The sequence below is a fragment of the Vibrio sp. J383 genome (assembly GCF_023503985.1).
GTDB classification, from domain to species: domain Bacteria; phylum Pseudomonadota; class Gammaproteobacteria; order Enterobacterales; family Vibrionaceae; genus Vibrio; species Vibrio splendidus.
This window is the reverse complement of record NZ_CP097294.1, coordinates 1,284,247-1,307,380: the sequence shown is the minus strand read 5'-3', so window position 1 is coordinate 1,307,380 and position 23,134 is coordinate 1,284,247. Positions and strand designations below refer to the sequence as shown.

At 44.3% G+C, this 23,134-nt stretch carries 20 protein-coding genes; 12 read left to right on the top strand and 8 right to left on the bottom strand.

The window, feature by feature from the left end; all coding sequences use genetic code 11:
- Positions 1-456 precede the first annotated feature (456 nt).
- Positions 457-1,863: a H(+)/Cl(-) exchange transporter ClcA gene (gene clcA / locus M4S28_RS22285; RefSeq protein WP_017078301.1), complete on the top strand. Its 1,407-nt coding sequence runs from the start codon at positions 457-459 to the stop codon at positions 1,861-1,863.
- 352 nt (positions 1,864-2,215) lie between these two features.
- The gene (locus tag M4S28_RS22280; protein ID WP_249632905.1) at positions 2,216-3,196 is read left to right on the top strand and encodes a TDT family transporter; all 981 of its coding nucleotides are present in this window, start codon (positions 2,216-2,218) and stop codon (positions 3,194-3,196) included.
- Between the two features lie 138 nt (positions 3,197-3,334).
- Here M4S28_RS22280 and hmpA read toward each other — a convergent pair whose 3' ends face one another.
- Positions 3,335-4,531, bottom strand: coding sequence for an NO-inducible flavohemoprotein (gene hmpA / locus M4S28_RS22275; protein ID WP_249632904.1), 1,197 nt, complete (start codon positions 4,529-4,531; stop codon positions 3,335-3,337).
- A 349-nt stretch (positions 4,532-4,880) separates the two neighbouring features.
- Here hmpA and norR point away from each other — a divergent pair, with 349 nt between their 5' ends.
- Entirely contained in the window at positions 4,881-6,473 is a 1,593-nt protein-coding gene (gene norR / locus M4S28_RS22270) for a nitric oxide reductase transcriptional regulator NorR (protein ID WP_102459065.1), read from the top strand.
- Positions 6,474-6,562: 89 nt separating this feature from the next.
- Positions 6,563-6,922, top strand: a complete 360-nt coding sequence (locus M4S28_RS22265; RefSeq protein WP_102492180.1) for a glutaredoxin family protein — start codon at positions 6,563-6,565, stop codon at positions 6,920-6,922.
- A gap of 110 nt (positions 6,923-7,032) precedes the next feature.
- Here M4S28_RS22265 and M4S28_RS22260 read toward each other — a convergent pair whose 3' ends face one another.
- On the bottom strand, positions 7,033-7,668 hold the full coding sequence (locus tag M4S28_RS22260) for an OmpA family protein (protein ID WP_029222001.1): 636 nt from the start codon (positions 7,666-7,668) through the stop codon (positions 7,033-7,035).
- A 271-nt stretch (positions 7,669-7,939) separates the two neighbouring features.
- Here M4S28_RS22260 and M4S28_RS22255 point away from each other — a divergent pair, with 271 nt between their 5' ends.
- From M4S28_RS22255 to M4S28_RS22230, 6 genes are all read left to right on the top strand, one after another.
- Positions 7,940-8,566 (top strand): thioredoxin domain-containing protein, encoded by a 627-nt coding sequence (locus M4S28_RS22255; RefSeq protein ID WP_171308934.1) that lies wholly within the window; start codon positions 7,940-7,942, stop codon positions 8,564-8,566.
- A gap of 114 nt (positions 8,567-8,680) precedes the next feature.
- Positions 8,681-9,154, top strand: coding sequence for a BamJ family beta-barrel-assembly machinery protein (bamJ, locus tag M4S28_RS22250; protein WP_004731366.1), 474 nt, complete (start codon positions 8,681-8,683; stop codon positions 9,152-9,154).
- 155 nt (positions 9,155-9,309) lie between these two features.
- A complete protein-coding gene (locus M4S28_RS22245) occupies positions 9,310-9,900 on the top strand; it encodes a TetR/AcrR family transcriptional regulator (RefSeq protein ID WP_054545586.1) in 591 nt (196 codons plus the stop codon).
- 135 nt (positions 9,901-10,035) lie between these two features.
- Complete coding sequence (gene curA, locus M4S28_RS22240) at positions 10,036-11,067, top strand: NADPH-dependent curcumin/dihydrocurcumin reductase (RefSeq protein WP_249632903.1); 1,032 nt, start codon at positions 10,036-10,038, stop codon at positions 11,065-11,067.
- Positions 11,068-11,104: 37 nt separating this feature from the next.
- Positions 11,105-11,725 carry a glutathione S-transferase family protein gene (locus tag M4S28_RS22235; protein ID WP_004731417.1) on the top strand — a complete coding sequence of 207 codons (621 nt, stop codon included), beginning with the start codon at positions 11,105-11,107 and terminating at the stop codon, positions 11,723-11,725.
- Between the two features lie 151 nt (positions 11,726-11,876).
- Positions 11,877-13,559, top strand: coding sequence for an RluA family pseudouridine synthase (locus tag M4S28_RS22230; RefSeq protein WP_249632902.1), 1,683 nt, complete (start codon positions 11,877-11,879; stop codon positions 13,557-13,559).
- A 79-nt stretch (positions 13,560-13,638) separates the two neighbouring features.
- Here M4S28_RS22230 and M4S28_RS22225 read toward each other — a convergent pair whose 3' ends face one another.
- Positions 13,639-14,019: a DoxX family protein gene (locus M4S28_RS22225; RefSeq protein ID WP_249632901.1), complete on the bottom strand. Its 381-nt coding sequence runs from the start codon at positions 14,017-14,019 to the stop codon at positions 13,639-13,641.
- 104 nt (positions 14,020-14,123) lie between these two features.
- Here M4S28_RS22225 and M4S28_RS22220 point away from each other — a divergent pair, with 104 nt between their 5' ends.
- Entirely contained in the window at positions 14,124-15,020 is an 897-nt protein-coding gene (locus M4S28_RS22220; RefSeq protein ID WP_249632900.1) for a LysR family transcriptional regulator, read from the top strand.
- Between the two features lie 82 nt (positions 15,021-15,102).
- On the opposite strand, the gene M4S28_RS22215 is transcribed toward M4S28_RS22220, so the two are convergent.
- The 3 genes from M4S28_RS22215 to M4S28_RS22205 all read right to left on the bottom strand — a co-directional run bounded on the left by M4S28_RS22215 (position 15,103) and on the right by M4S28_RS22205 (position 17,514).
- The gene (locus M4S28_RS22215) at positions 15,103-15,396 is read right to left on the bottom strand and encodes a YkgJ family cysteine cluster protein (RefSeq protein ID WP_017085602.1); all 294 of its coding nucleotides are present in this window, start codon (positions 15,394-15,396) and stop codon (positions 15,103-15,105) included.
- Between the two features lie 164 nt (positions 15,397-15,560).
- Entirely contained in the window at positions 15,561-16,745 is a 1,185-nt protein-coding gene (locus tag M4S28_RS22210; RefSeq protein ID WP_108185383.1) for a D-alanyl-D-alanine carboxypeptidase family protein, read from the bottom strand.
- Positions 16,746-16,923: 178 nt separating this feature from the next.
- The gene (locus tag M4S28_RS22205) at positions 16,924-17,514 is read right to left on the bottom strand and encodes a DUF4136 domain-containing protein (protein ID WP_249632899.1); all 591 of its coding nucleotides are present in this window, start codon (positions 17,512-17,514) and stop codon (positions 16,924-16,926) included.
- A gap of 268 nt (positions 17,515-17,782) precedes the next feature.
- Here M4S28_RS22205 and M4S28_RS22200 point away from each other — a divergent pair, with 268 nt between their 5' ends.
- Positions 17,783-18,037: a YgjV family protein gene (locus tag M4S28_RS22200; RefSeq protein WP_010430226.1), complete on the top strand. Its 255-nt coding sequence runs from the start codon at positions 17,783-17,785 to the stop codon at positions 18,035-18,037.
- A gap of 134 nt (positions 18,038-18,171) precedes the next feature.
- On the opposite strand, the gene M4S28_RS22195 is transcribed toward M4S28_RS22200, so the two are convergent.
- Positions 18,172-19,635, bottom strand: coding sequence for a sensor domain-containing diguanylate cyclase (locus M4S28_RS22195; RefSeq protein ID WP_249632898.1), 1,464 nt, complete (start codon positions 19,633-19,635; stop codon positions 18,172-18,174).
- A gap of 295 nt (positions 19,636-19,930) precedes the next feature.
- The gene (locus M4S28_RS22190) at positions 19,931-23,098 is read right to left on the bottom strand and encodes a chitinase C-terminal domain-containing protein (RefSeq protein ID WP_249632897.1); all 3,168 of its coding nucleotides are present in this window, start codon (positions 23,096-23,098) and stop codon (positions 19,931-19,933) included.
- Positions 23,099-23,134: the final 36 nt, after the last annotated feature.

Sequence of the window (23,134 nt, the reverse complement as noted above, 5' to 3'; positions counted from 1 at the left end):
CCATAAGTTGTATGAGTGTCACTAGAAAGGGGGGGAACGATGAAAAATGAATGCTCCAGACGAACTAAAGGCGTACTTTAAGTACGCCTCACTCTCGTTACTCAATCGTGAGTTCGCGAATCAGGAAGCCTTAAATATCGACCTGAACAATTAACGAGAAACTAAAACTTTATATCTGAATCCATCCAAATTGTGTGTAAAACCTCACGTCTCCTTTCGGTTTGTTATGTTGCTTTACGATTTAACTATGGTTCATTTTTAGGGATATTCAAGGTGCCATCTGAGAATCGATCAAAATTGTGACGGGGATTCCACTATTGCCCATATATTCCATTTATGTAACACGTACATTCCATAAATGAAATTCAACTTTTCATCTTTGCTGCTATAGGATATGCAGAGGACGCGTATAATTTATGACAACCCCGCCTTAACCCATTCAGGAGCCTTATCTCAATGACCAGAAGAGAGAAAATTAAGCAATCCTTATTAGCCAAAATGCCAAGGGATGCTATTAATCAATTTCTCTCAAGAGATAAGACACCCGCTTCCGTTCTCTTTCTTTCTTGTATTGTAGGTGTACTTGCTGGCGTAGTGGGTACCTATTTCGAAGTCGCGGTTCATTTCATCACAGAAACTCGTACCGATTGGCTTAAAGATGAAATCGGTAGCTATTTACCCCTTTGGCTAGCCGCTTTCCTTATTAGTGCTGCATTTGCCTTTATTGGTTACTTCCTCGTTCACCGCTTTGCTCCAGAGGCTGCAGGCTCAGGCATCCCCGAAATTGAAGGTGCGATGGACGGTATGCGCCCTGTTCGATGGTGGAGAGTATTGCCAGTAAAATTCTTTGGCGGTATGGGCGCATTAGGCTCTGGTATGGTTTTAGGACGAGAAGGACCAACCGTTCAAATGGGCGGCAGTATTGGTCGCATGGTCACCGATATCTTTCGAGTCAAAGATGACGACACTCGCCACTCACTATTAGCTTCGGGTGCCGCAGGTGGTTTAGCCGCCGCATTCAATGCACCACTGGCTGGCATCATGTTTGTAGTCGAGGAGATGAGACCACAGTTTCGCTACTCACTCATATCAATTAAAGCCGTCATCATCTCAGCGGTTTCAGCTAACATCGTTTTTCGATCAATCAACGGACAATCTGCCGTTATCACTATGCCTCAATACCAACCGCCTGAACTGGATGCTCTGTGGTTATTCTTGTTGTTAGGTGTGTTGTTCGGCCTGTTTGGTGTGATTTTCAATAAGCTGATTACACTTTCGCAAGACCTGTTTGTGGCAATACACAAAAATGACCGTAAACGCTACTTAATGACAGGTTCCCTGCTGGGCGGTTGCTTTGGCTTATTGCTGCTCTATATACCGGAGTTGACTGGCGGTGGTATTGGTATCATCCCGAATATCACTAATGGCAACTACAGCGCAAACGTGCTGCTGTTAATCTTCTTAGGGCGCGTGCTCACCACGCTACTTTGTTTCGGCTCTGGTGCACCGGGTGGCATCTTTGCACCAATGCTTGCTCTAGGAACGCTCTTTGGTTACGCGTTTGGGCTTATCGCGGCGGCATTCTTTCCTGAACTGAATATTGAACCGGGTATGTTTGCAATTGCTGGCATGGGAGCCTTATTTGCCGCCACCGTGCGAGCGCCTATCACCGGTATTCTGTTGGTTATTGAAATGACCAATAACTACTACCTCATCCTGCCGTTGATCATCACCTGCTTAGGTGCGGTAATCATTGCTCAAATGTTAGGTGGGCAGCCAATTTACAGTCAGCTGCTTAACCGTACGCTGAAAAACGAGAAGCTAAGACAACAAGACCTCCCTCAGCAAGAGGAAGTACGTTAACGACATTGAGAACGGTAGTTCAAATGTGGGACTTAAACGTAACTCGTTAAGCCCCACTAATACAGTCAAGTTCCACTGATACATGAGCAAACCAAGCTCGGTATTTATAAATCACTCAAAAAATAAAGCACACTTTCCTCGTGCTTAATGTCCCGATTTCGTATCAAAATCAAAAAAGCAAACGTTAAACTTGCTATCATCCACTCAAAATTATTTGAGTGTCCTTAACATCTATTGAGGACACAGCTGAGCGCTCACTCTAGAGCAAAAATTCTATAATTGACTCATATTATATAAACAGCTCACATTCTATATAACTCATATTCTATAAATAACTAGTTGGAGAAAGGCGTTGAACTGGAGAAGGTTAACCCAAGTAAAAAATGTGCCGCCATCTCAGGCGTCTTTGGCACTTGGCGTTATTGGACTAGGACAAGCTTGGGCATTATATCTGCCAGGGGTTGGTGAGATCATTCGCCCTTACCTTGCTGCATTTGGCGCACTGTTATTGCTACCCGTTTTACTTCGTTATCTCACCAGCTTTAATACTTTCATCAATGACATTCGTCATCCGCTTAGTGGAAGCTTGATGGCACCAATGAGCATGGCGTTATTGATTCTATGCGACTATTTAGCCGAAATCTCTCCAGTCATTGCTTACCCAGTCTGGTTCTGCGCGTTGTTATTGCATTTTACCATGATGGTGTTGTTCTTTAGTTTCCAAATCATCAACTTCAAAATGTCGAACATTGTACCGAGTTGGTTTCTGTATCCGGTGGGGTTAATCAGCAGTTCCTTAGCAGGTTCACAATTTGGGCACACCGTTTTTTCAGAAACACTTGCGGCCACTTGTATCGGTATCTATTTCCTAATGCTGCCAGTGGTGTTTTACCGCTTGGTATTCGAAGGAAACCTGCCACGCCGAGCAAGACCAACCTTAGCCATCATGGCAGCACCTGTGAACCTGTCTTTAGCGGCTTACTTGGTTAACTTCGACAACCCAGACCCGATTCTAACAGGCGCGTTGGCTGGTATTGCTATCACCATGACGCTACTGATCTACTTGTGTTACATACGATTGATGCGTCTGAAATTCCAACCTTCGATTGCTGCCGTCACTTTCCCTTCCGTGATCAGCGCTATTGCCATGCATCGTCTAACTACGTTTTTCGGCGCGGAATACCCACAATGGTATTGGCTGCACAAGTTTGGTTTCTTCGAGCTAACCATCGCGACCATCCTAGTGATTTGGGTTGCAGGTGGATACGTGAAAATGTACTGGCCTGAGTTTTTTGATACTGACTACATGTCTAAAAAGGTCAAACGTTCTTAGACCGAAGCTAGAAGAGCTTAGTTTGCTCGACCGAATTCTCCAATATTCGATATGTCAGACAGCAGAACCAAACAAAAAAAGGCCTCACAATGTGAGGCCTTTGAATAGGCAAGGTGTTAATAGAACTGGCGAGAGCTATTAGAAGTTAGCGTGAGGGCCAAATACTTCGTAGTGTACGCGTGAGCGATCTACTTTAAGTGCGTCTAGCTGCTCTACGATGTTCTTCATGAAGCCAACAGGTCCACAGATGTAGAAATCGCTCTCCTCAAAACCGTTAGTGTCAGAGATAGACGCTAGATCCATTTGACCTTGATGTGTGTTCTCACATGCAGACTCGTCTTTGTTCATGTACCACGTTTTCGCTTCCCAACCTTTGTCGGCAACAATGTCTTTAACACGAGTCGTGAAAGAGTGTTGGCCTACGTTTTCACAAGCGTGAAGGTAAAGAACCGGTTCGTTTTTCTGCTCGTTGTTCAAGAACTCAAGCATAGACTGCATTGGCGTTACACCCACACCTGCAGAGATGAGCGTTACTGGCTTGCTGCGCTCTTGATACATAAAGTCACCTGCTGGTGCGTATAGGCTAACTTCATCGCCGATAGCAACGGTATCGTGCATGTGGTTAGAAACAACACCTTGCGTTTCTTGACCTTGGCCTTCACGCTTCACAGAGATACGGTAGTATTTTCCGTTCGGCTTGTCTGACAGTGAATACTGACGAATTTCGCTGTATTGTGCACCTTCAGGTTTCACTTCAATACCGATATATTGACCTGGTGTGTAATCCAAAACCTCACCGCCATCTTTTGGTTGTAAGATGAAGCTTGTTACGAGTGCTGACTCTTCGATCTTGTCTGCAATTACGAATGCACGTGCTGCTTCCCAGCCACCAACAGCCTGCTTGCGCTGTAGATAAAGTTCAGCTTCACGGTCGATGAATACTTGCGCTAAGAATAGGTAAGCGGCAGTCCATGCTTCTTCCACTTCTGGAGTAAATGCCTCAGTAGCTAATTCACGTAGTGTTTCAATCAGGTGCAAACCAACAATTTGATAGTGCTCTGGTTGAATGTTAAAGCTTGTGTGTTTCTGTGCAATACGTTCAACCGCGGTGGTTAACGCTGCTAGGTTTTCAATGTTTTTAGCATAAGCCGCGATAGCTTCAAACAGCGCCACACCTTGGCGACCTGTTCTTTGGTGAGTCATATTGAAGATATCTTTCAATTCAGGGTTATGCGTGAACATACGTTGATAGAAGTGTTGAGTTAAAGCAGGGCCTGCGCTTTCTAAAAGAGGAATCGTCGATTTGATGATGTTGATATGTAGATTGTTTAGCATTGATTTGCTCCGAACACTTAGTCTTTTGACCACTTAAGTCAAATTGACTAGTTTTATTTAAAGATGACTTTATACCAATTCATTCTCAATGAGCTCTCTGGCTGCATTTTTTATGAGAATCACGTGGACTGATAAATGGGCATTAATTGATTCAAATCAACTATAGGTCAGTTATTCAGTCATATAGACAACACGTAATGGACACACTGCACAAACGGTGCCAACATGCGAAAGCTTGCTGTGTCTGGCATCCTTTCAAAAATCCACTTCAAACTTTAGTCAAAAAGACCTTTTTTTTGTGTCATAAAGACTCTACCATGTATAAAAATACAAACAGTATGAGCCCTTTATGCAAGATATCTCAGCATCCACTCTCATGGAAATGACCATTGGTTTAGCCAGCGGTGTGAACGATCAAGACCGTTTTAATCGCCTAATCGATGCCATTCGTAAAACCATAACGTGTGATTGCGTCGCGCTTTTAAGCCTTCAAGGCGACACGCTAGTACCCATCGCAATGCAAGGGCTCAGTCGAGATACATTCGGTCGCCGCTTTATCATTTCGGAACACCCTCGCTTTGAGGAGATTTGCGCATCACGTTCTCCTATTCGTTTTGATGCTGATAGCTCATTGCCAGATCCTTTCGATGGCTTGCTGATCGACCACGACGGCGATTTACCAATGCATGCCTGCATGGGTTTGCCTCTACTGTTTGGTGACAAATTGTTAGGAGTGCTAACCCTAGACAGCCTAAAACCTGATGTCTTCGCGAATATTCCAGCTCGTAACCTAGAAGTTCTCGCTGCTATTGCAGCTTCAACCATGCAGATGGCGATGACTTTCTCGCAACTTGAGCATCAAGCAAAACAGTCAAAACAATTACTGGAAGAGTTGAACGTAGAAGCGTGGGAACGTGACGGCGGCGAGTTGATTGGTAACAGTGACACCATGGTCGCGCTTAAGAACGATATTGCGGTTGTAGCGCCGTCTGAGTTTAATATTCTGATTCATGGTGATACTGGTGTTGGTAAAGAGCTCGTTGCTCGTACCCTGCACCACCAATCGCAACGTAAGCGTAATCCGCTGGTCTACGTGAACTGTGCTGCTATTCCTGAGAACTTGGTAGAGAGTGAACTATTTGGTCACGTTCGTGGCGCATTTACTGGCGCAGACAAAAACCGCTTAGGTAAGTTTGCTCTAGCCGATGGCGGCACGCTGTTCTTAGATGAAATTGGTGAATTGCCTTTAGCAGCACAAAGTAAGTTACTGCGTGCGCTGCAAAACAACGAAATCCAACCGGTAGGCCAAGACAACATCCAAACCATTGATGTTCGTGTTCTGGCTGCAACCAACCGAGACTTAAAGCAAGAAGTTGAAGACGGTCGATTCAGAGCCGACTTGTATCACCGACTTAGTGTGTACCCTATCGCGGTACCTGCATTGAAAGAGCGTGGTGACGACATCAGCTTATTAGCTGGTTTCTTCCTAGAACAAGCGCGCCGTAAGCTTGGTATCAACCAAGTTAAGTTCCGTTCCGATGTTCTGGTATTCCTAAACCGTTACGGTTGGCCAGGTAACGTTCGTGAGCTTGAACACGTTATCAGCCGTTCAGCACTGAAAGCATTGGCTCGCAGCACTAACAAAAACCTCGTGACAATCACTAAAGAAGATTGTGGTCCACTCGACCAAGATCAACCGATTGCGACGACACAGGTAAAAAACACACCATTATCAACACCAACGATCGACCTATCCGCTGGTTTACGTGGCGCGACGGACGATTTTCAACGCAGCATCATTACTGAAGTGTTGGAGGATGCCAACTTTAACTGGGCGCAAGCAGGACGAGTTTTGAAAACAGACCGAGCAAATCTGACTCGACTGTCTAAGCGTTTAGGACTAAATGTGGCTAAGTCTCACACGATCGAACGGACAAAATAGATATTAGCGGTTTGTTGCGAGCATCTAGCAAAACTTGTGTATATAATGCTGCAAATTGTAACGCTAATTTTAAATATGTAGAGAGAGTTATGAAGTTTATCCGTTGGTTCTTAGGTCGTGTCATCTTGTTATTGAATTTTGTATTCAGCCCAAGTGGTGTGAAACGTTCTCAAGAAGAGCAAAGCAAAGTGAATGAGCAGGCAAAGACGCACACGTTATACCAATTCGAAGCGTGCCCATTTTGTGTAAAAGTGCGCCGCGCGATGAAACGTCAATCGGTTCAATTTGAACTTCGTGATGCAAAGAACAATGATCAACACCGTGCAGAGCTTGAAGCTGGTGGCGGTCGCGTTAAAGTGCCTTGCCTACGTATCGAAAAAGACGGCAAAACTGAGTGGATGTACGAATCTTCAGATATCGTGACTTACTTAGAAAAGCAGTTTGCATAAGCAATAAAGCTAAAAGTGTCAGACATAAAAAATCCCTCAAATATGAGGGATTTTTTATGTCTATTATTTGGAACTCGTCGCTTTCAATTTAGGGAAGAAAGCTCAAATGACTACTTCGACACAATCAGCATCAATTCTACACGGCGATTACACGCCTTGCCTTGCGGCGACGCGTTAGTACAAGCCGGAACGTATTCGCCAAAGCCGCGAGTGTAAATAGCACGACTCGAAACATAGTTACTTTCCAAGCGCGCTTTCACTTCTTTTGCACGTAGCTCAGAAAGCGGATCATTAACACGATCACTGCCCGTGTTATCAGTATGGCCCTCAATCACCACATCAATGTCTTGGCGTTGAGAAAGGTAACTGCCTAAAGTATCCAGCCATTGATTGTAGGCTGGCTCAGGGAATGCCGAACCCGTTTTAAAGTTCACGTGCTGTTCCAGCTTTACCATCACATGGTTGCCCGGCAGTACTTCAAAGTCGATACGGTTTTGTCTTAAAAAAACTTCCAGTGGGTCATTAGTCGAGACACCACGTCCATAGTTGGTCGTGATGGTTTTTTGTTGATGAGTGCTGTTCTGGACTGAGTAACTGCGATTGCTCGCTACAGATGTCGTTTGAACCACACCCCATTCAGGATGCATAAGGTCGTAATCGGTTTGCGGCGCAGTTTCTAGCAGATCGTCACCTAACATACCCGTTGGTAACGTCGTTTCACACCCTGCCAAAGCTATGCTTAACATTATCGCTAAATATCTCATTACTTCACCAACCACTCATGCAGATAAACCATTCACTAATGTCTATATCGGCACCGAGGGAAAAACTTTAGACAAAAACTTTATACGAAAAGAAAGCACATCCAAAAAAGGTGCTTTTGATCACAGTTAACCGTCAACTAGCCTGTCATCACCCTCTAGTTCGAACTGTTTGCATTTATTTACCTTATAATTGTTTTCCAATTCGTACTAAATAGTTAGAATCTCACGACTTCTCAACGCTAGAGCAAACATTATGTTTAAACCATTTACTAAATTCATCACAGCACTCGCTGCCGTACTTATTCTTGCGGGTTGTAGTGAAACAGACGAGCCACAAAAAGGCGTTCAATACGAAGCGCTTCCTACTGCTCTAACTGAATTTAACCTGTCTCCGATCACTGAAATCTTCTCTTTAAACTGTGGTCACTGTCGTCAAATGGAAAGTGCAATTCCAGAGATTGAGTCGCTAACAGACCAAACTATTGGCAAGATGCACGTAACGTTCAATGAAAGTGCTCAAATCAGCGCAATGATCTACTACACAGCAGTGATGCAACTTGACGCGACACCTGACCACGCGTTCATGGACGACCTATTTGGTGCCGTTCAAATGGGTGCAGATGCAACGCCAGAACAGCGTCAACAAGCACTAGAGACAGCGTTCACTTCTCGCGGTTTGGTTAGCCCATACCAACTGAATAAAGAACAGCAAGTTGCTCTTTTCGACTACGTTAAAAAAGCAGAAGAGATCTCAGTAAAAGGTCAAATCAACTCAGTACCAACATTTATCATCAACGGTAAATACCAAGTACTCACTGCAGGTCACCAAGACGTTGCTGGCATCGCAAAAACGATCAACTACCTTTTGACTCAACCCTAATCACGGCTTTAGCCCATTGATTAACACACTCTGTATTAACTGCGAAATTATGCATTAACTGTCAAATTATGCATTAACTATGAAATACAGCATTAACTATAAATAGGTTTTACTATGTCTAAATTTATCATCCCGGTCATTGTCTTTATTTTGGCTGGCTTCATGATCTACCGCACTTGGATGAATCATAAATCTGGCGAAGAAAATATCGAGCAAGGCCAACAGTTCCTTGTCGAAAACGGTGCTAAAGAAGGGGTTGTTACGACTGAAAGCGGTCTTCAATACCTTGTACTTGAAGAAGGTACAGGCACAGAGCACCCAACTAAGAACAGTAAAGTAACGGTTCACTACCACGGTACACTTATCGACGGCACTGTTTTCGACAGCTCTGTTGAGCGCGGCGAGCCAATCTCATTTGCTCTTAAGCAAGTAATCAAAGGCTGGCAAGAAGGTTTGACTTACATGGTTGAAGGCCAAAAAGTTCGCCTGTTTATCCCGAGCCAATTGGCTTACGGTAAAGGCGGTTCAGGCCCTATCCCACCGTCATCAACTCTGATTTTTGATGTTGAGTTAATCTCTATCAAATAACCGAAGTGACTGATATAAGCCCCAACATACAAGCTATGTTGGGGCTTTTTTATATGTGAACATTTGAATAGTTGAAGCCACTTTTGCAACGACAAAATATATCGTCAAAAACCGATAACTAGACGACTGGTCTAATTTAATTTATAGTACTGTCCATGAACGAAAAAACGAATGACACACGCCTGCATGTTTTAGATGTTGGCTACCAATTAATAGTGAACAACGGCTTTAACGGCGTTGGCTTATCGCAATTGCTTAAAGAAGCGGACGTGCCGAAAGGGTCGTTTTACCACTACTTTAAATCGAAAGAGCAATTTGGCGAGACTCTGATCCAACACTATTTTGAGACCTACATCAGCAGAGTTGAAACTATTTTGGTTCATGGTGAAGGCAACCATTACCAGAGAATTATCAGTTATTTCACTCGATGGTCACAGATTGAAAACGGTACCTGTAACGCTCATAAATGCTTAGTCGTTAAGCTCAGCGCTGAAGTTTCTGATCTTTCTGATCCTATGCGTCAAGCCTTACTAAAAGGGGCTGAAAAAGTGACCTCTACGATACAACACTGTGTTGCTGGTGGTATTGAAGATGGCTCCATTAAAGTTGAAGACAGCCAAGAAACCGCTCAAAATCTATATTCTATGTGGTTGGGCGCAAGTTTGTTGAGCAAACTAAGCCAAAGCTCAAGCAGCTTAGAATCAGCTTTAAACCTAACCCAACAGATTTTAAAAGGTAAAAACTAACTACACACTGTGTTTAGTCTTTACTAACGACAGATAACCCGCCCTCTTATCAATTTGATGACGGCGGGATTTTTAGACAACAAGACTAGACGACTGGTCTAATTCTAAATGTATAATATAAATTAAGGATATCCAATGACTCAACAAGACAATCGCCGCATCGTATTGGCTTCTCGCCCAGTTGGCGCACCGACTCAAGATAACTTCCGTTTAGAGTCAGTAGCCGCACCAACAATTCAAGATGGCGAGATGTTACTTCGCTCAGTTTATCTTTCTCTAGACCCATACATGCGTGGTCGTATGAGCGATGCTAAATCTTACGCAGACCCAGTTGCGATTGATGAAGTGATGGTTGGTGCAACTGTATGTCAGGTTGAAGAGTCAAACCACACTGATTACGAAATTGGCGAGTGGGTACTGGCTTACACTGGTTGGCAAGATTTTGGTGTGTCTAACGGTGAAGGCCTCATCAAACTAGGCAAAGAACCAACGCACCCTTCTTATGCACTTGGCATTATGGGTATGCCTGGCTTTACGGCTTACATGGGTTTGCTTGATATCGGCCAACCTAAACAAGGCGACACTCTAGTCGTTGCAGCGGCAACAGGTGCAGTAGGCGCAACCGTTGGACAAATCGGCAAACTAAAAGGCTGTCGTGTTATCGGCGTTGCTGGTGGTCAAGAGAAGTGTCAGTACGCGAAAGACGTGCTTGGCTTTGACGAATGTATCGACCACAAAGCTGACGACTTCGCGGAGCAACTGGCTAAAGCATGTGACAACGGCATCGACGTTTATTTTGAAAACGTTGGCGGCAAGGTTTTCGATGCCGTAATGCCATTGCTTAACACCGGTGCTCGTATTCCTGTATGTGGCCTTATCTCTCAGTACAATGCAACATCACTGCCTGAAGGCCCGGATCGCATGTCTAGCCTTATGGGTACACTGCTGGTCAAGCGTATTAAGATGCAAGGCTTCATTATCTTTGATGACTACGCGCACCGTTATAACGAGTTTGCTGTTCAAATGACAGAATGGTTGTCTCAAGGCAAGATGCACTATCGTGAGCACCTAATTGAAGGCCTAGACGAAGCGCCACAAGCATTCATGGGTCTATTAGAAGGCCAAAACTTCGGTAAGCTTGTTATCAAAACAAACGAAGCTAAATAAATTCAAAACTGAACCCGTTAGTTAACTAGGTAGAATCATGATTACTTTGCATCACCTGAATAAATCACGCTCAAAGCGCATCATCTGGCTGTTGGAAGAGCTTGGTGTAGATTACCAAATCAAACCATACCAACGAGACAGTGTCACTTTTCTTGCGCCACCAGAGCTTAAGTCCGTTCACCCATTGGGTAAATCTCCTGTCATTGAAGACGATGGCATCGTGATCACTGAATCTGGCGCTATCACGGAATACCTAATCGACAAATACGGTCAGGGCAAGTTCGCACCAACACGCGGCACAGCTGACTACGTAGAATATTCACAGTGGCTACATTTTGCTGAGAGTTCAGGTATTTTACCGATGCTGCTTAAAATCTTTGTGATGAAAGACGGTTGCGAGACTAATTTCCTTGGCGGCTACGCCGACGATGAAAACCAAAAGATCTTAACTTACGTGAATAATGCACTTGAAGGTAAAACCTACTTAGTTGCAGACACACTAACAGGTGCCGATTTCATGATGTCGTTCATCGTAGAAATCGTTGGTAACTTTGGTGCAACTGCGCTTTACCCTAACATTGCTAAATACGGTAAGCTTTTGGCTGACCACCCTGCTTACCAAAAAGCAGAGCAAGTAGAGCTAGAACACTCTAACTGATCGAGTTTCACTCAAGCGCGTGCGTTCTTAGAATAAGTACGAGCAACTAAATGAAGCCAAAGCCGATTTATCTTTCGCTTTGGCTTCTCATTTGTCTTCATTTCGACAACAATACCGAACTCTAACTGAACAGCCATAGAGTTTGATTTTCATGTCAGCAAACCTTGCTCAATACACACCACTGCACGCTTTAAACCAACCAGCGAACCAAGACTTATCGCTACCCACTCGGTTTACGTTTCCGTATTACTATACTCCGCACCCAACGTGTGAGTTAGCAATGCAGCAGCTTCAACAATCATTACTCGACTGTGGTGTAAATGAAACCTCGCAAGGCAACCTCTATGCAGTACTTCTTGTTCAGAATCCAATAACTCAAGAGCTAGGCTACCTTTCTGCATTTTCAGGTTTGCAGTTAGATCCGTCTTTGGCCTCTCAGTTAAACAACATTAACTTTGTTCCACCAGCCTTCGATTCAGAACAGTTTCAATCTCACAATAGTGCAAACCTCGCTCGCCAATCACAACTAGCGGATGACATTAAGAAGCTACAACAATCGCACAACCTAGACGCATTAGTGGCTGAGCTTGAAGAGTTAACAGTCGAATCAGCACAAGCTATCGAAGCCTTTCAGTTGGCGATGACCGCGAATAAAGCTCAACGTAACGAACTCAGAGAGCAAGCCAATCAAGAAAAGGCATTGGGGAATCTAGAGTCAGCTGCGAATTTGCTCAAACAACTGGGCAATCAAAGTAGCCAAGAGAAACGCGACCTAAAAGCGCTTCGTATCGAATGGAAGCAAAAGATCGCAGAACGCCAATCACAAGTTGATGCTATCGAAAGCGAACTGAAAAACCGTAAGCAAGACCACCAAGCCATTTCAGAACAGTTAGAAACTCAACGTCTCTCTCACTATCGCTTTATCGATCAAGCTCTCGAATCAAAGAGCCTACTTGAATTGTTAGATGGCAAAGACGCTCTTGAAGGCTCTGGCGACTGTTGCCTGCCCAAGCTGCTTAACTTTGCTTTTGAACACGGGTTTAAGCCATTAGCTTTGTCTGAGTTTTGGTGGGGATTACCGCCTACAGATATCATTCGACAACACGCAAACCTCTACCCGGTTTGTCAGAGTAAAAGCTTTGAGATCCTCGACCACCAGCTGAGTGGTATTGAACTAGAAGATAATCCGCTTATCGTGAACCCTGCGGTTGGTAAGTCGTTTGATATTGTCTATGAAGACGACGAGATCGTGGTGGTGAATAAGCCTGAGGAGTTTCTCTCAGTTCCCGGCAAGTTTATCGAAGACTCGGTTTATACACGCATTAAAGCGCGTTACCCGAATGCAACAGGGCCTTTGATCATCCATAGATTAGACATGTCGACGTCAGGCTTGTTGATCTTGGCGCTGACGGCGGAGTCAAACAAGCACATTCAGAAGCAATTCATTGATAGAACCGTCGAGAAACGATACACAGCTCTGTTAGATGGTGAAATCGACGGTAAATCTGGCGATATCAGCTTGCCTTTGCGCGGTGACATCACAGACAGACCAAGACAATTGGTTTGCCATGAACATGGACGTAACGCTGAAACTCATTGGGAAGCGATTGGTACCAGCAATGGTAAAACCAAGGTTCATCTGTATCCGAAAACAGGCCGTACCCATCAGCTGCGTGTGCATTGTGCTCATCCATTAGGCCTTGGTGTACCGATTCGTGGTGACGACTTATACGGATACAAACGCGAACGCTTGCACCTACACGCGGGTTACCTAAAGTTGATTCACCCAACAACCGGTGAATGGATGGAATTTGAAGTGCCTTCTGAGTTTTAAATGATTTCTATTTGGTAGGGCTTCGTGCCCTACTCTTCTTTTCTTTGCCTCTCACCTCTATCGCTACATACGAATAAACTTAGTACGCTGCAATGACCAAGAAACCAGAGCCCAACAGAGTAACCATCGCGGGAATACCGTCCTTCCAAGTATCAAAGCGTAAGTGGAAATAAAGCGCCCCTATCGAAGTAGCCCCCAATATTGCACCACCCATCAATTGAGTATGTTCTGGTGAGATGTCACATAGGGCTAAAATCAAAAGAGCCGCTCCGGTCAATTCGACTAACCCCACGAGAAACATGATCACTCTATTCAAGCCATAGCTTTTAAAGAAACCAAGCTGAATTTCAAACACTTTCTTTTGCCAAGCAATTATCTTGATTGAACTCGCCAATAAAAAGAACACCACCAGTAATACACTCACTACTGTACTCATATTGCCACCTTTCTTAAGAATCATTAACGTCAGTGGAATTATTTAATCATTCATAAATCGAGTGATAAATGCTAGTTTTATAATAGTTAAGATTCCAAATTGGAATAGATAAACACAAGGTAAGTAAGATGGATAAGATTGAGTGTATTCGTATCTTTGTGGAAACCGCACAACTGAATAGCTTCACCGCAACCGCCAATAAGTTAAACGTGACGCAGGGTGCGGTTAGTAAGAAGATCGCATGGTTGGAAAGTGACTTAGGGATGACTCTGTTTCAACGAAACAGCCGCAAGATATCCCTCACTCATGCAGGAAAAGACTACCTAGAATATTGCTCCCGTTTGCTCGAAGAGATGTCTGCCATAGAAAGCAAGCTCAAGCGTGAGACAGAATCCGTAGAAGGCGAGCTCAAGATATCGGCGCCAAGTGCCTTTTCATCGATGTTACTCAGTGAGCCGCTTCAAGCTTTCATTGAACAGCACCCAGGTATCCGCATTAACCTCAGTGTCGACGACCGTATTGTTAACCTCAATGAACACAATATAGATGTCGCCATTCGGGCATCACAACTTGAAGACTCAGGGTTAAAAGCTCGCTTTCTTTTCAACAATAGAGTTCACTACTTTGCATCGCCCGATTACTTAAAAAATCACGGAAAACCTAAACATCCGCAAGATCTTAGCCAGCATAAGTGCTTAACTTATTCTCTGATGAACCCTGCAAACGAATGGCGTTTCAAAAACAAAGATCGCCAATGCACCAGTATGGAAGTAAACCAAATTTTCACGTCAGACAGTCCAGAAATGTTGCTTAAAATGGCGAGCCAGGGTTTAGGTGTGGTTGCTTTACCGGATTGGATGGGCAAAGAATTTGTAGAGAATGGGGAATTAACGCAGTTATTAGAAGATTGGAGCAATGACTACTTGCCTATGTACGCGGTGTACCATGCAAGTGATTATTTGCCCCAACGAATTCGAGTATTTATTGATTTTATTGCGGAGTGTTTAAGTTCTACAAACAGTTAGAGCTCAACCAGAAATCAATCAACCAATCGATCAATAAGTCGTCAAGCCTCTATAAATCGTCAATCAAACATTAAGATGCTACTTAGCCCATCACATCTGTACGTTGCTCGACGCATTCGAAAGAGCCCATTTCGAACTCACGACAGATCCAAGGTCGGTTTTCGTAGATAGTACACATCAGTGTTTCTCTATCAACTGCCGAACACCAGCCGTCGTCTAATCTCAGCATGGTCTCGCCGCCCCATTCGTCATACGCAATATGCTCTTCAGGAACGCCGGTATCTGTGATGATCATAACCTCTAAGCGACAACAGCATGCCTGACAATTGGCACATGTTACTTCGGGTTCGGTTACGTTCTTTATCTCTATGGTCATAAGTGACTACACTGCTAAATTTTGCGTATAGTAATCGAAACCGTCGGCTACGGCTAATAAAGAAAGTAGATGACGGTGTTTTCATGGATGTAGAAATAACAATGGGCGCTATGATTCACTCACAACACCCATTAATTTATTTTTTAGCTCGGTAAAGGCTCTATTTAGAATAGGCTCGCGAAAAACAACTTAATGTAATCCATCAGACGTTTGAATATTCCACCTTGTTCAACAGCCTCTAGCGCAATCAATGGCTGAGTTTGCACGTCTTCACCATCGACTGTGTAATGAACTACACCTAGTGTTTGACCTTCTGCAATCGGTGCCTTCAACTCAGAATCAAGTTCAATCGATGCCGTTAGCTTTTTACTGTCTGACTTAGGCAGTGTGATAAACGTGTCTTCTGCAACACCCAGCTTCAATGTATCTTTGGCTCCAAACCATACCTTCTCTTCAGCGACTTCATCTCCACCTTGATGTGGGTTTAGAGTATCGAAGAAGCGGAAGCCATAGCTCAACAACTGTTTGCTGTCTGACTCACGGCTCTTAACGCTTGATGCGCCCATAACAACCGCGATAAGTCTCATCTCACCTTGTGTCGCCGAACTCGCTAAACTGTAGCCAGCGCCAGAGGTATAGCCCGTTTTCATGCCATCAACCGTCAAGCTTCTATCACGCAGTAAGCCATTACGGTTGTGTTGTGTGATGCCGTTGTAACTGAACGAACGTTCGCTGTATAAGCCATAAACATCCGGTAAATCACGAATAATCGCACGACCTAGTAATGCAATATCGTAAGGAGTCGAATAAAGATCGTCAGCGTCTAAACCATGCGCGTTCGCAAAGTGGGTATTTTCTAGTTTTAAAGAGGTTGCCCAAGAGTTCATCAAATCAACAAAGGCGTCTTGTGAACCGGCTACGTGTTCTGCAATCGCAACACTGGCATCGTTACCCGATTGGATAATCAAACCGCGGTAAAGATCCATCATCGCCACATCGGTGTTCACTTCAATGAACATCTTCGATGAGTCTGGGAATTTTTTCGCCCATGCATTCTCACTGATTCTTACTTGATCATCCGCAGAGATGTTGCCTCGCTTCATCTCTTGCCCGGCTACATAGCTGGTCATCAGTTTGGTCAAACTCGCAGGGTTTAACTTAGTGTGTGCGTTTTTTTCTACCAGCACATCACCAGAATTAAAATCAATTAACACATACCCTTTTGCGCCTAGGCTAGGTGGGCTTGGCACTATAGAAGGTGCTGCGATAGCTGCATTACTTACCATCGCTGCGTTACTTACAATGAATATACTTAATAGAGGGAGAGAGTATTTGGAAAACAGTTTCATTGAATCAAACCTAAATTAACGTTTTGAGCAGTATAGACAAATGCTAGCAAAAGAAGCGCGAACTTTACGTTGCTTTACGTATTTGTACCATTCGTTACAAATAAAAAAGTATAATCTGCGATCTGACCATATTTTCAACAACTAATATTGACTCAACGAATGCATCCAACGTCTAATTCTATCGCTCAGGCATGCGTCTAAATAACATTTCAACAAAGCCAGTAATACGCTGTTTGCTCTCGCTTGGCTCTAAATCAGGTTGAATGCCAGACTGTGCTAATGCTTGCCATTGTACGACCTGAGAGTTAGGTACGAAAAAAGCAATGTACAGCGATCCTTTCTCGGCGACCTTTCCGTCACCATCATAAAATGGCACCCCCGTTGAAAGCTTAATCGCATCGAAAATCGAGTCATCATTTAACTCTGATTCTTCGGCCAATCCAAAACCGACAACAACATCACCAACTGCACCATTTTGATTCAGTTGATAACCTTTCGTAGCGAGTTGATCTTCAATCGCATCACGCACTAGATCGGTTACTACGGTCTCATCGTATTTTTGAGAAAGGTAAACCTGCTCTGATTCAGGGTGCCACGAGTACGTCGTTACTCCGTGTTTCATGAACTCAAAATCACCACTGGTGACCACACCATAATTGTGTGTTGGCGGCATTTCTTGTGTGGTACATGCTGTCATTCCAATCGCTATCAAAGTCAATAACACTGCTTTTCTTATGCTTTTTGTTGCACAAATGGATCGTTTTATCATTCGCGGCTTCCTTACCTATATAAGAATAAATATCAATTAACCTCCCAACATAAATAGTAATTATGTTAATAGAAAGGTCATTAAACGTTTGCGTAATCGCTAACCTTCACTTCTGCCCGTTTTGGGGGTTTAATCACAAAAACAGAGTTGGTATAGTCTACCTCGTTAAACATAACCAGACCATTCGAGGCACGGAGCTTCCTCAATCATCTCATGAAGAGAAGAATTGGTACCGACAAAGTATCGGCAAATTTAAGAGGGTCAAACAATGGAATTCAATATGGTTGAAATTTTAGGTTACGCGGCATCTATTATGGTCGCAATTTCATTAACAATGAAAGATATCGTTCGTCTGCGTGTCCTTAACTTTATTGGCTGTACTCTCTTTACAGCATACGGCGTTATGATTGACGCATGGCCAGTGGTCGCGACCAACGGTTTCATCGCTTGTGTAAACATCTACTTCCTTGCAAAAATGCAAAAGGAAAAAAAAACGGAAGCGATGAAAGCAGCGAAAGCTTAAATTAGCGATTCGCATTTCAAATAATTCTGAAAAAGCCCAAATAGAGCGATCTATTTGGGCTTTTTTGTGTCTGTCGTTCTCAAGAGCATGATTTCCAATCTTCCAGCCTTGAAGATATCGATTCTTTCAACTGATCACATATAAGCAACGCGATATTCGTTCTTTTGATACGTCTGAGTGTTGTTACGTCCCCTCTCTTTTGCTTGATAAAGCGCTTTGTCAGCTTTATCGATCGCTGTTTCAATATCAGTGAGCGCTCGATCGTGACAACAGCCAGCACTGATTGTGACAGGTGACACCAAACCTTGCAGTTGCTCTACACTTCGTCTGAGTTCCTCAGACAATTCGAATAACTCACGCTCATCACAATCAAATGTCACCAAAATAAACTCTTCACCGCCATAGCGCGCAATCAAGCGACGACGATTAACAAATTTCTTTAGCGATTTTGCGACCTCACAGATAACCCTATCGCCTTGAGCATGACCATATTGATCGTTCACCCGTTTGAAATGGTCAATATCAAGCAAAATGACACCGACATTTGTTAGCGGATAAGGCGACCTTTGAGCAATTTTCAGCTTTAACTGCTCGATAAAACTCCGTCGGCTAGGAAGACCAGTGAGGTAATCGAGGCTCGCAACATCCAAGATTTTGAGATGACGATGCCGCAGGTAAAGCACCAACACGATGATAATGCTCAATAGGCTCACGACCAAAGCCATCAAACTAATGAACAGCAAACTATGATTTCTATTGAGCTCCTGCTCTAAAATACCGGCGGAAATGACCCAATTCAGATAGGGGTAAAACTTATAGAAGACGTTTTTGTTGGTCGTACCATTGTCACTGGAAATTGAATAGCTAAAGTGACCTTCTGGCTGGGTTGCGATTCGATCAATTAGCAGTTCGGACGAGTAGCCTATCAAAGCTTTCAAGGACTTGTGTTCATAATCAGGATGAAGCACTAAGTTGCCCTGAAGATCAATAATGTACACATATCCGCTATCACCGAATGCGTACTTTCTCAGCTTATCTTTTAAGCCTTCAAGATCGACCAAATACATCAATTCTTCTTTATAGGTCGTCGCGACCAAAGTATTGCCACTCGGTAGCCTCATCGAATAAGCGACTTTAGCTCTGCGGCTTATCTCATGAGGATTAGCGTGAAAGTATTCGATCATACCAGAGTCGATACTGAGCTGTTTTTGGATATGAGTAAGATGCCCGCGCTTCTTTCCTTGCAAGAAAGGATGGTAGAGGTGAACGCCTTGCGGTGACATCAAATAGATATAACCTGATTGTCCAATGTGCAGTTCACCGGCGATCTGGCTTACTTGTTCAATTTCTTGTTCCGGTGTGGCATGCCATACATGGGACGCAACGGTATCGGTAATTCCTTTGAGATATGTCTTTATCGCCTCATTAACTGTTGTGTCGACAATATCGTAACTCGCATTCACAATCGTTCGAAAAAATAGCTGGTTGGATTCCAACAGTGACCTTTCAGTTCGGTTAAATTGAAAGGCCGAAAGAATCATCGACACAATGGCGAGCGCAATAGAAAAACTAAGAATGTATTTACGTCTGACTTTCAAGATTACCCCATAGATTTATAATTTTAGGTAACGCTGTGACTTCTCTTATATACAGACTGTTTTATATCATGGTTTTATTTTTTACTGAACGAGTGTCGATATTTTTAAGGGTTTCTATACGCAATCTGTGACTTAAAGCAAAAACGCCGAACTGGATTCAGTTCGGCGTTTTAATTTTACGTTGAAGTTGATGACTTAAATTACACTAAAACCCTGATAAATAGACTTAAAAGCATTCGTATTTACCGGCTATTACTGCGATCTATTGTCTATAAATGGATTAGTTAGCATTAAATTAAGAACAAACCTGAGTCCAGCTACCATCACTACCCGGTTCAGAACTTGTCCACCAGTTCGCTTGGTAAATACTACCGTTATGAACCACTTGGTCGCCAGTGTTTGCATGGCTTGGGTTACCCGCCCAATCTTTCTGAGGTAAGTCTGGGTAAACCGCTAAACCGGCTGTATCGCATGTACCTGGGTTTGTGCCACCATCGCCAGGGTTACCGCCACCTGAACTGATATCACCTAATGGTAGGTCTGGTTGCTCAAAGCTAAAGGCATAATCGATACCGTTCACGCTTACTGCATAGTTAGCAGGGCCTGAGATTGGCAAGTAATACACCATATCTAGCTCATACACGCCACCTGCTGGAAGCTCTTCCCATGTAGGCAAAGTAAACGCCACTCGGTGCATGGTGCCATCTAATCCACCAATGTTATCCGCACGAGTATGACCCGAAGCAATCACAGTTAAACCACCACCCGATTGATCTTTTGCGTTATCAGGTGCTGACACTGGGATATCGAACTGGAACTCGGTACCGCCCGGAAGTGCTTGACCTGTGTTGTTTGTAAACGTGATCTTAGGGTTAATTGGGTAGTTTTGGTCACCGACTTTGAAGCCACCAACCGATACCGTAATATCTAGAGCTTCTGTCGGGATAGCGCCCGTCGCTACCTTGTTTCCGTATGGGGTCGCAGACTTAAACTTGTCGTAGATAGCTTTCGTCATGGTGTTACCCATGTGGAACTCACCGTTACCGCTGTTACACGCTTGTTCTGTCGTATCGATAGACGTTCGGTTGCCACTTGCATCGAGTACATAACAGTTGTAATCCCCTGCTAGTTCCCAGAACATGATACCGCCGATCTCTTTGTCGATAACGTAGTCTGCTTTCACGTTAATAGAGTCTTTATCTTCCGTTGAAAGGAATACGCCCTTCTCTGCGTTCCACAACCAAGGGGCAACCGCTACACTGTCGTAGTTGCGCGTGTAAGTGCCCGTTAGAACATCAGATGGATCATTCACAGGATCAAGCTTGTAAGCCTCTGCATAAGAACCCCAAATGCCTTTCTCTAGGTTCTTCGCGTGCCACATAGGGTTAGAACCCGCGCCCATTTCGTTACCTTTTGGATCGGTATCGTGCCACATGTTGTCGATACCAATTGCACCATGGCCACAGTTATTCTTCTCACCTTCCCCCGTACCTGCTGAACATTCAGCTTGGTTTGGAAGTGCAGCTCGGCCCCAAAGACCATTCTCGCCTCCGGTTACACCTTGCCAACCACGTGTGTAGTAAGGCACACCGATGTTAATACGACCTGCTGGCATAGAACCACGGAAGTAATGGTAAGCCCAATCCGTGTTCAGATAACCGATACCACCGTAAGCCGCAGTGCCGTAAACGTTCCACTGTGCTAACTCTGAATCTTTACCCGTATCAAACAAGGCTGCGTTATGACCTACGTGATCGTTCCACGCACCGTGAAGGTCATAAGACATGATGTTCACGTAATCGAGATACTTAGTCACATCGAATGTTTCCATACCGCGCAACAGGTAACCAGAAGAAGGCGCCGCGATCGTTAACATGTAATGATTGCCATCTTGCGCAGACGCCGCATCAAGCTTCTCACGTAACACTTTCATCAAGACTTGGTACGAAGCCCACAGGTATTGACGACGTGGCTCCATGAAGTCTTTGTCGTACGGATTACCGGCACCCGCCATAGAAGTTGGGTATTCGTAATCGATATCCAGACCATCGAATTGGTATTTACGTAGCATTTCCACCGCGGAAGTGGCGAATGTTTCGATACCTTGATGGTTAATAGAACCGTCGGCGTTGGTCGTCATTGTGTAGAAACCACCATCAGCCGCTCGGCTACCGTCAGTGGCGAAGTGACCACCCGTTTCCGCCCAACCACCGATTGAGATTAAAGTCTTAACATCGTGTTTTTTCTTAGCGGTCGCTAATGCACCGAAGTGACCTTTGAAGCCTAAGGTAGGATCAACTTCAACACCCGGCCACTCTTTACCAACCGCTGCGTTATTCGGATCGTTCACATCACCCACGTTTACTTTGCCATCTGAGCCAATGCTCACGAAAGCGTAGTTAATGTGTGTAAGTTGCTCCCAAGGAATATCATTTACTAAGTATGCGGCTTGCGGGTCGTCCCCTGCACGCCAGCTGGTGAAGTAACCAATCACACGACGTGGGTGATCCGCGCCCATCTTCTCACGACCTTCATCATCGTAAATCGTACAATAAGGAACATCGACACCTTGAGTTTGATATAAGCCATCAGGACGACATGTGCTTACTGTTGGTGAGCCATTCACCGTCAAAGAAGCCAGCGCTGAATCTGTCGTTGCCCCTTGATTGTCAGTCGCTTTTGCGTAGACCGCTAAAGAACCCGCTTGAGTGGTTGTGTAATCAAGCGTGTAAGGGCTAGTTGCAGCTGTGCCAATAAGAGCACCTGCTACGTAGAAATCAACCTTATCGACAGTGCCATCGCTGTCTGCTGCCGTTGCTGTAAAAGTGACTACACCACCAACATCCACAGACGTCGCTGAAAGGGCTACCGAAACTGTCGGTGCTTCATTTCCTGGTGTAACGGAATCAACAGAGACAGAAACCGCACTTGTAACACTTGCTGCGCCTTCATTGTCCGTTGCAACAACTGAAACCTGATGGTTACCCGACGTTGCAGCCCACGTTGCTTCAAATGGTGCCGCTGTCACAACCGCGACCGAAGAACCATCAACAAAGAATTCTACGGAAGCAACACTACCATCAGCGTCCAGCGCTGTTGCGCTTAATACGACATTGTCGCCTTCAACAATCACATCTGATGCTGTAGGCGTTGTTAATGCAGCCGTTGGTGCTTCGTTTGGTGTACCACCACCGCCATTACCACTACACACATCGACTTTCTTCCATTGTGCGTAATCGCCTTCAAATTGGCTTGGGTTGTTATTTTGATTCCAGTAGTTTGCTGAGTACGCGTTGCCGTCATGTGAAACCTGATCACCACCGGTATATACAGTGGCAGAGCCCCACGTTTCTAACGTTGAGCAATCCACAGCCGCATAGCTATTGAACGCCATTAAGCATGACGCGGTGAGAGTACTGAGTGTAAAAACCTTCTTGGCCACTCTTCCTTGGTTTAGGTGCATGTTAGCTATCCCTTAAGTTGTTGTTTCAAGATGTTT

What these genes read in the sequence shown, in the direction of transcription:
- M4S28_RS22245 (WP_054545586.1), top strand. Translation starts at nt 9,310, where the DNA reads ATGAACGAAAAAACGAATGACACACGCCTGCATGTTTTAGATGTTGGC.
- M4S28_RS22255 (WP_171308934.1), top strand. Translation starts at nt 7,940, where the DNA reads ATGTTTAAACCATTTACTAAATTCATCACAGCACTCGCTGCCGTACTT.
- M4S28_RS22220 (WP_249632900.1), top strand. Translation starts at nt 14,124, where the DNA reads ATGGATAAGATTGAGTGTATTCGTATCTTTGTGGAAACCGCACAACTG.
- curA (WP_249632903.1), top strand. Translation starts at nt 10,036, where the DNA reads ATGACTCAACAAGACAATCGCCGCATCGTATTGGCTTCTCGCCCAGTT.
- norR (WP_102459065.1), top strand. Translation starts at nt 4,881, where the DNA reads ATGCAAGATATCTCAGCATCCACTCTCATGGAAATGACCATTGGTTTA.
- clcA (WP_017078301.1), top strand. Translation starts at nt 457, where the DNA reads ATGACCAGAAGAGAGAAAATTAAGCAATCCTTATTAGCCAAAATGCCA.
- M4S28_RS22190 (WP_249632897.1), bottom strand. Translation starts at nt 23,098, where the DNA reads ATGCACCTAAACCAAGGAAGAGTGGCCAAGAAGGTTTTTACACTCAGT.
- M4S28_RS22200 (WP_010430226.1), top strand. Translation starts at nt 17,783, where the DNA reads ATGGAATTCAATATGGTTGAAATTTTAGGTTACGCGGCATCTATTATG.
- M4S28_RS22265 (WP_102492180.1), top strand. Translation starts at nt 6,563, where the DNA reads ATGAAGTTTATCCGTTGGTTCTTAGGTCGTGTCATCTTGTTATTGAAT.
- hmpA (WP_249632904.1), bottom strand. Translation starts at nt 4,531, where the DNA reads ATGCTAAACAATCTACATATCAACATCATCAAATCGACGATTCCTCTT.
- M4S28_RS22215 (WP_017085602.1), bottom strand. Translation starts at nt 15,396, where the DNA reads ATGACCATAGAGATAAAGAACGTAACCGAACCCGAAGTAACATGTGCC.
- M4S28_RS22225 (WP_249632901.1), bottom strand. Translation starts at nt 14,019, where the DNA reads ATGATTCTTAAGAAAGGTGGCAATATGAGTACAGTAGTGAGTGTATTA.
- M4S28_RS22230 (WP_249632902.1), top strand. Translation starts at nt 11,877, where the DNA reads ATGTCAGCAAACCTTGCTCAATACACACCACTGCACGCTTTAAACCAA.
- M4S28_RS22235 (WP_004731417.1), top strand. Translation starts at nt 11,105, where the DNA reads ATGATTACTTTGCATCACCTGAATAAATCACGCTCAAAGCGCATCATC.
- M4S28_RS22260 (WP_029222001.1), bottom strand. Translation starts at nt 7,668, where the DNA reads ATGTTAAGCATAGCTTTGGCAGGGTGTGAAACGACGTTACCAACGGGT.
- bamJ (WP_004731366.1), top strand. Translation starts at nt 8,681, where the DNA reads ATGTCTAAATTTATCATCCCGGTCATTGTCTTTATTTTGGCTGGCTTC.
- M4S28_RS22205 (WP_249632899.1), bottom strand. Translation starts at nt 17,514, where the DNA reads ATGATAAAACGATCCATTTGTGCAACAAAAAGCATAAGAAAAGCAGTG.
- M4S28_RS22210 (WP_108185383.1), bottom strand. Translation starts at nt 16,745, where the DNA reads ATGAAACTGTTTTCCAAATACTCTCTCCCTCTATTAAGTATATTCATT.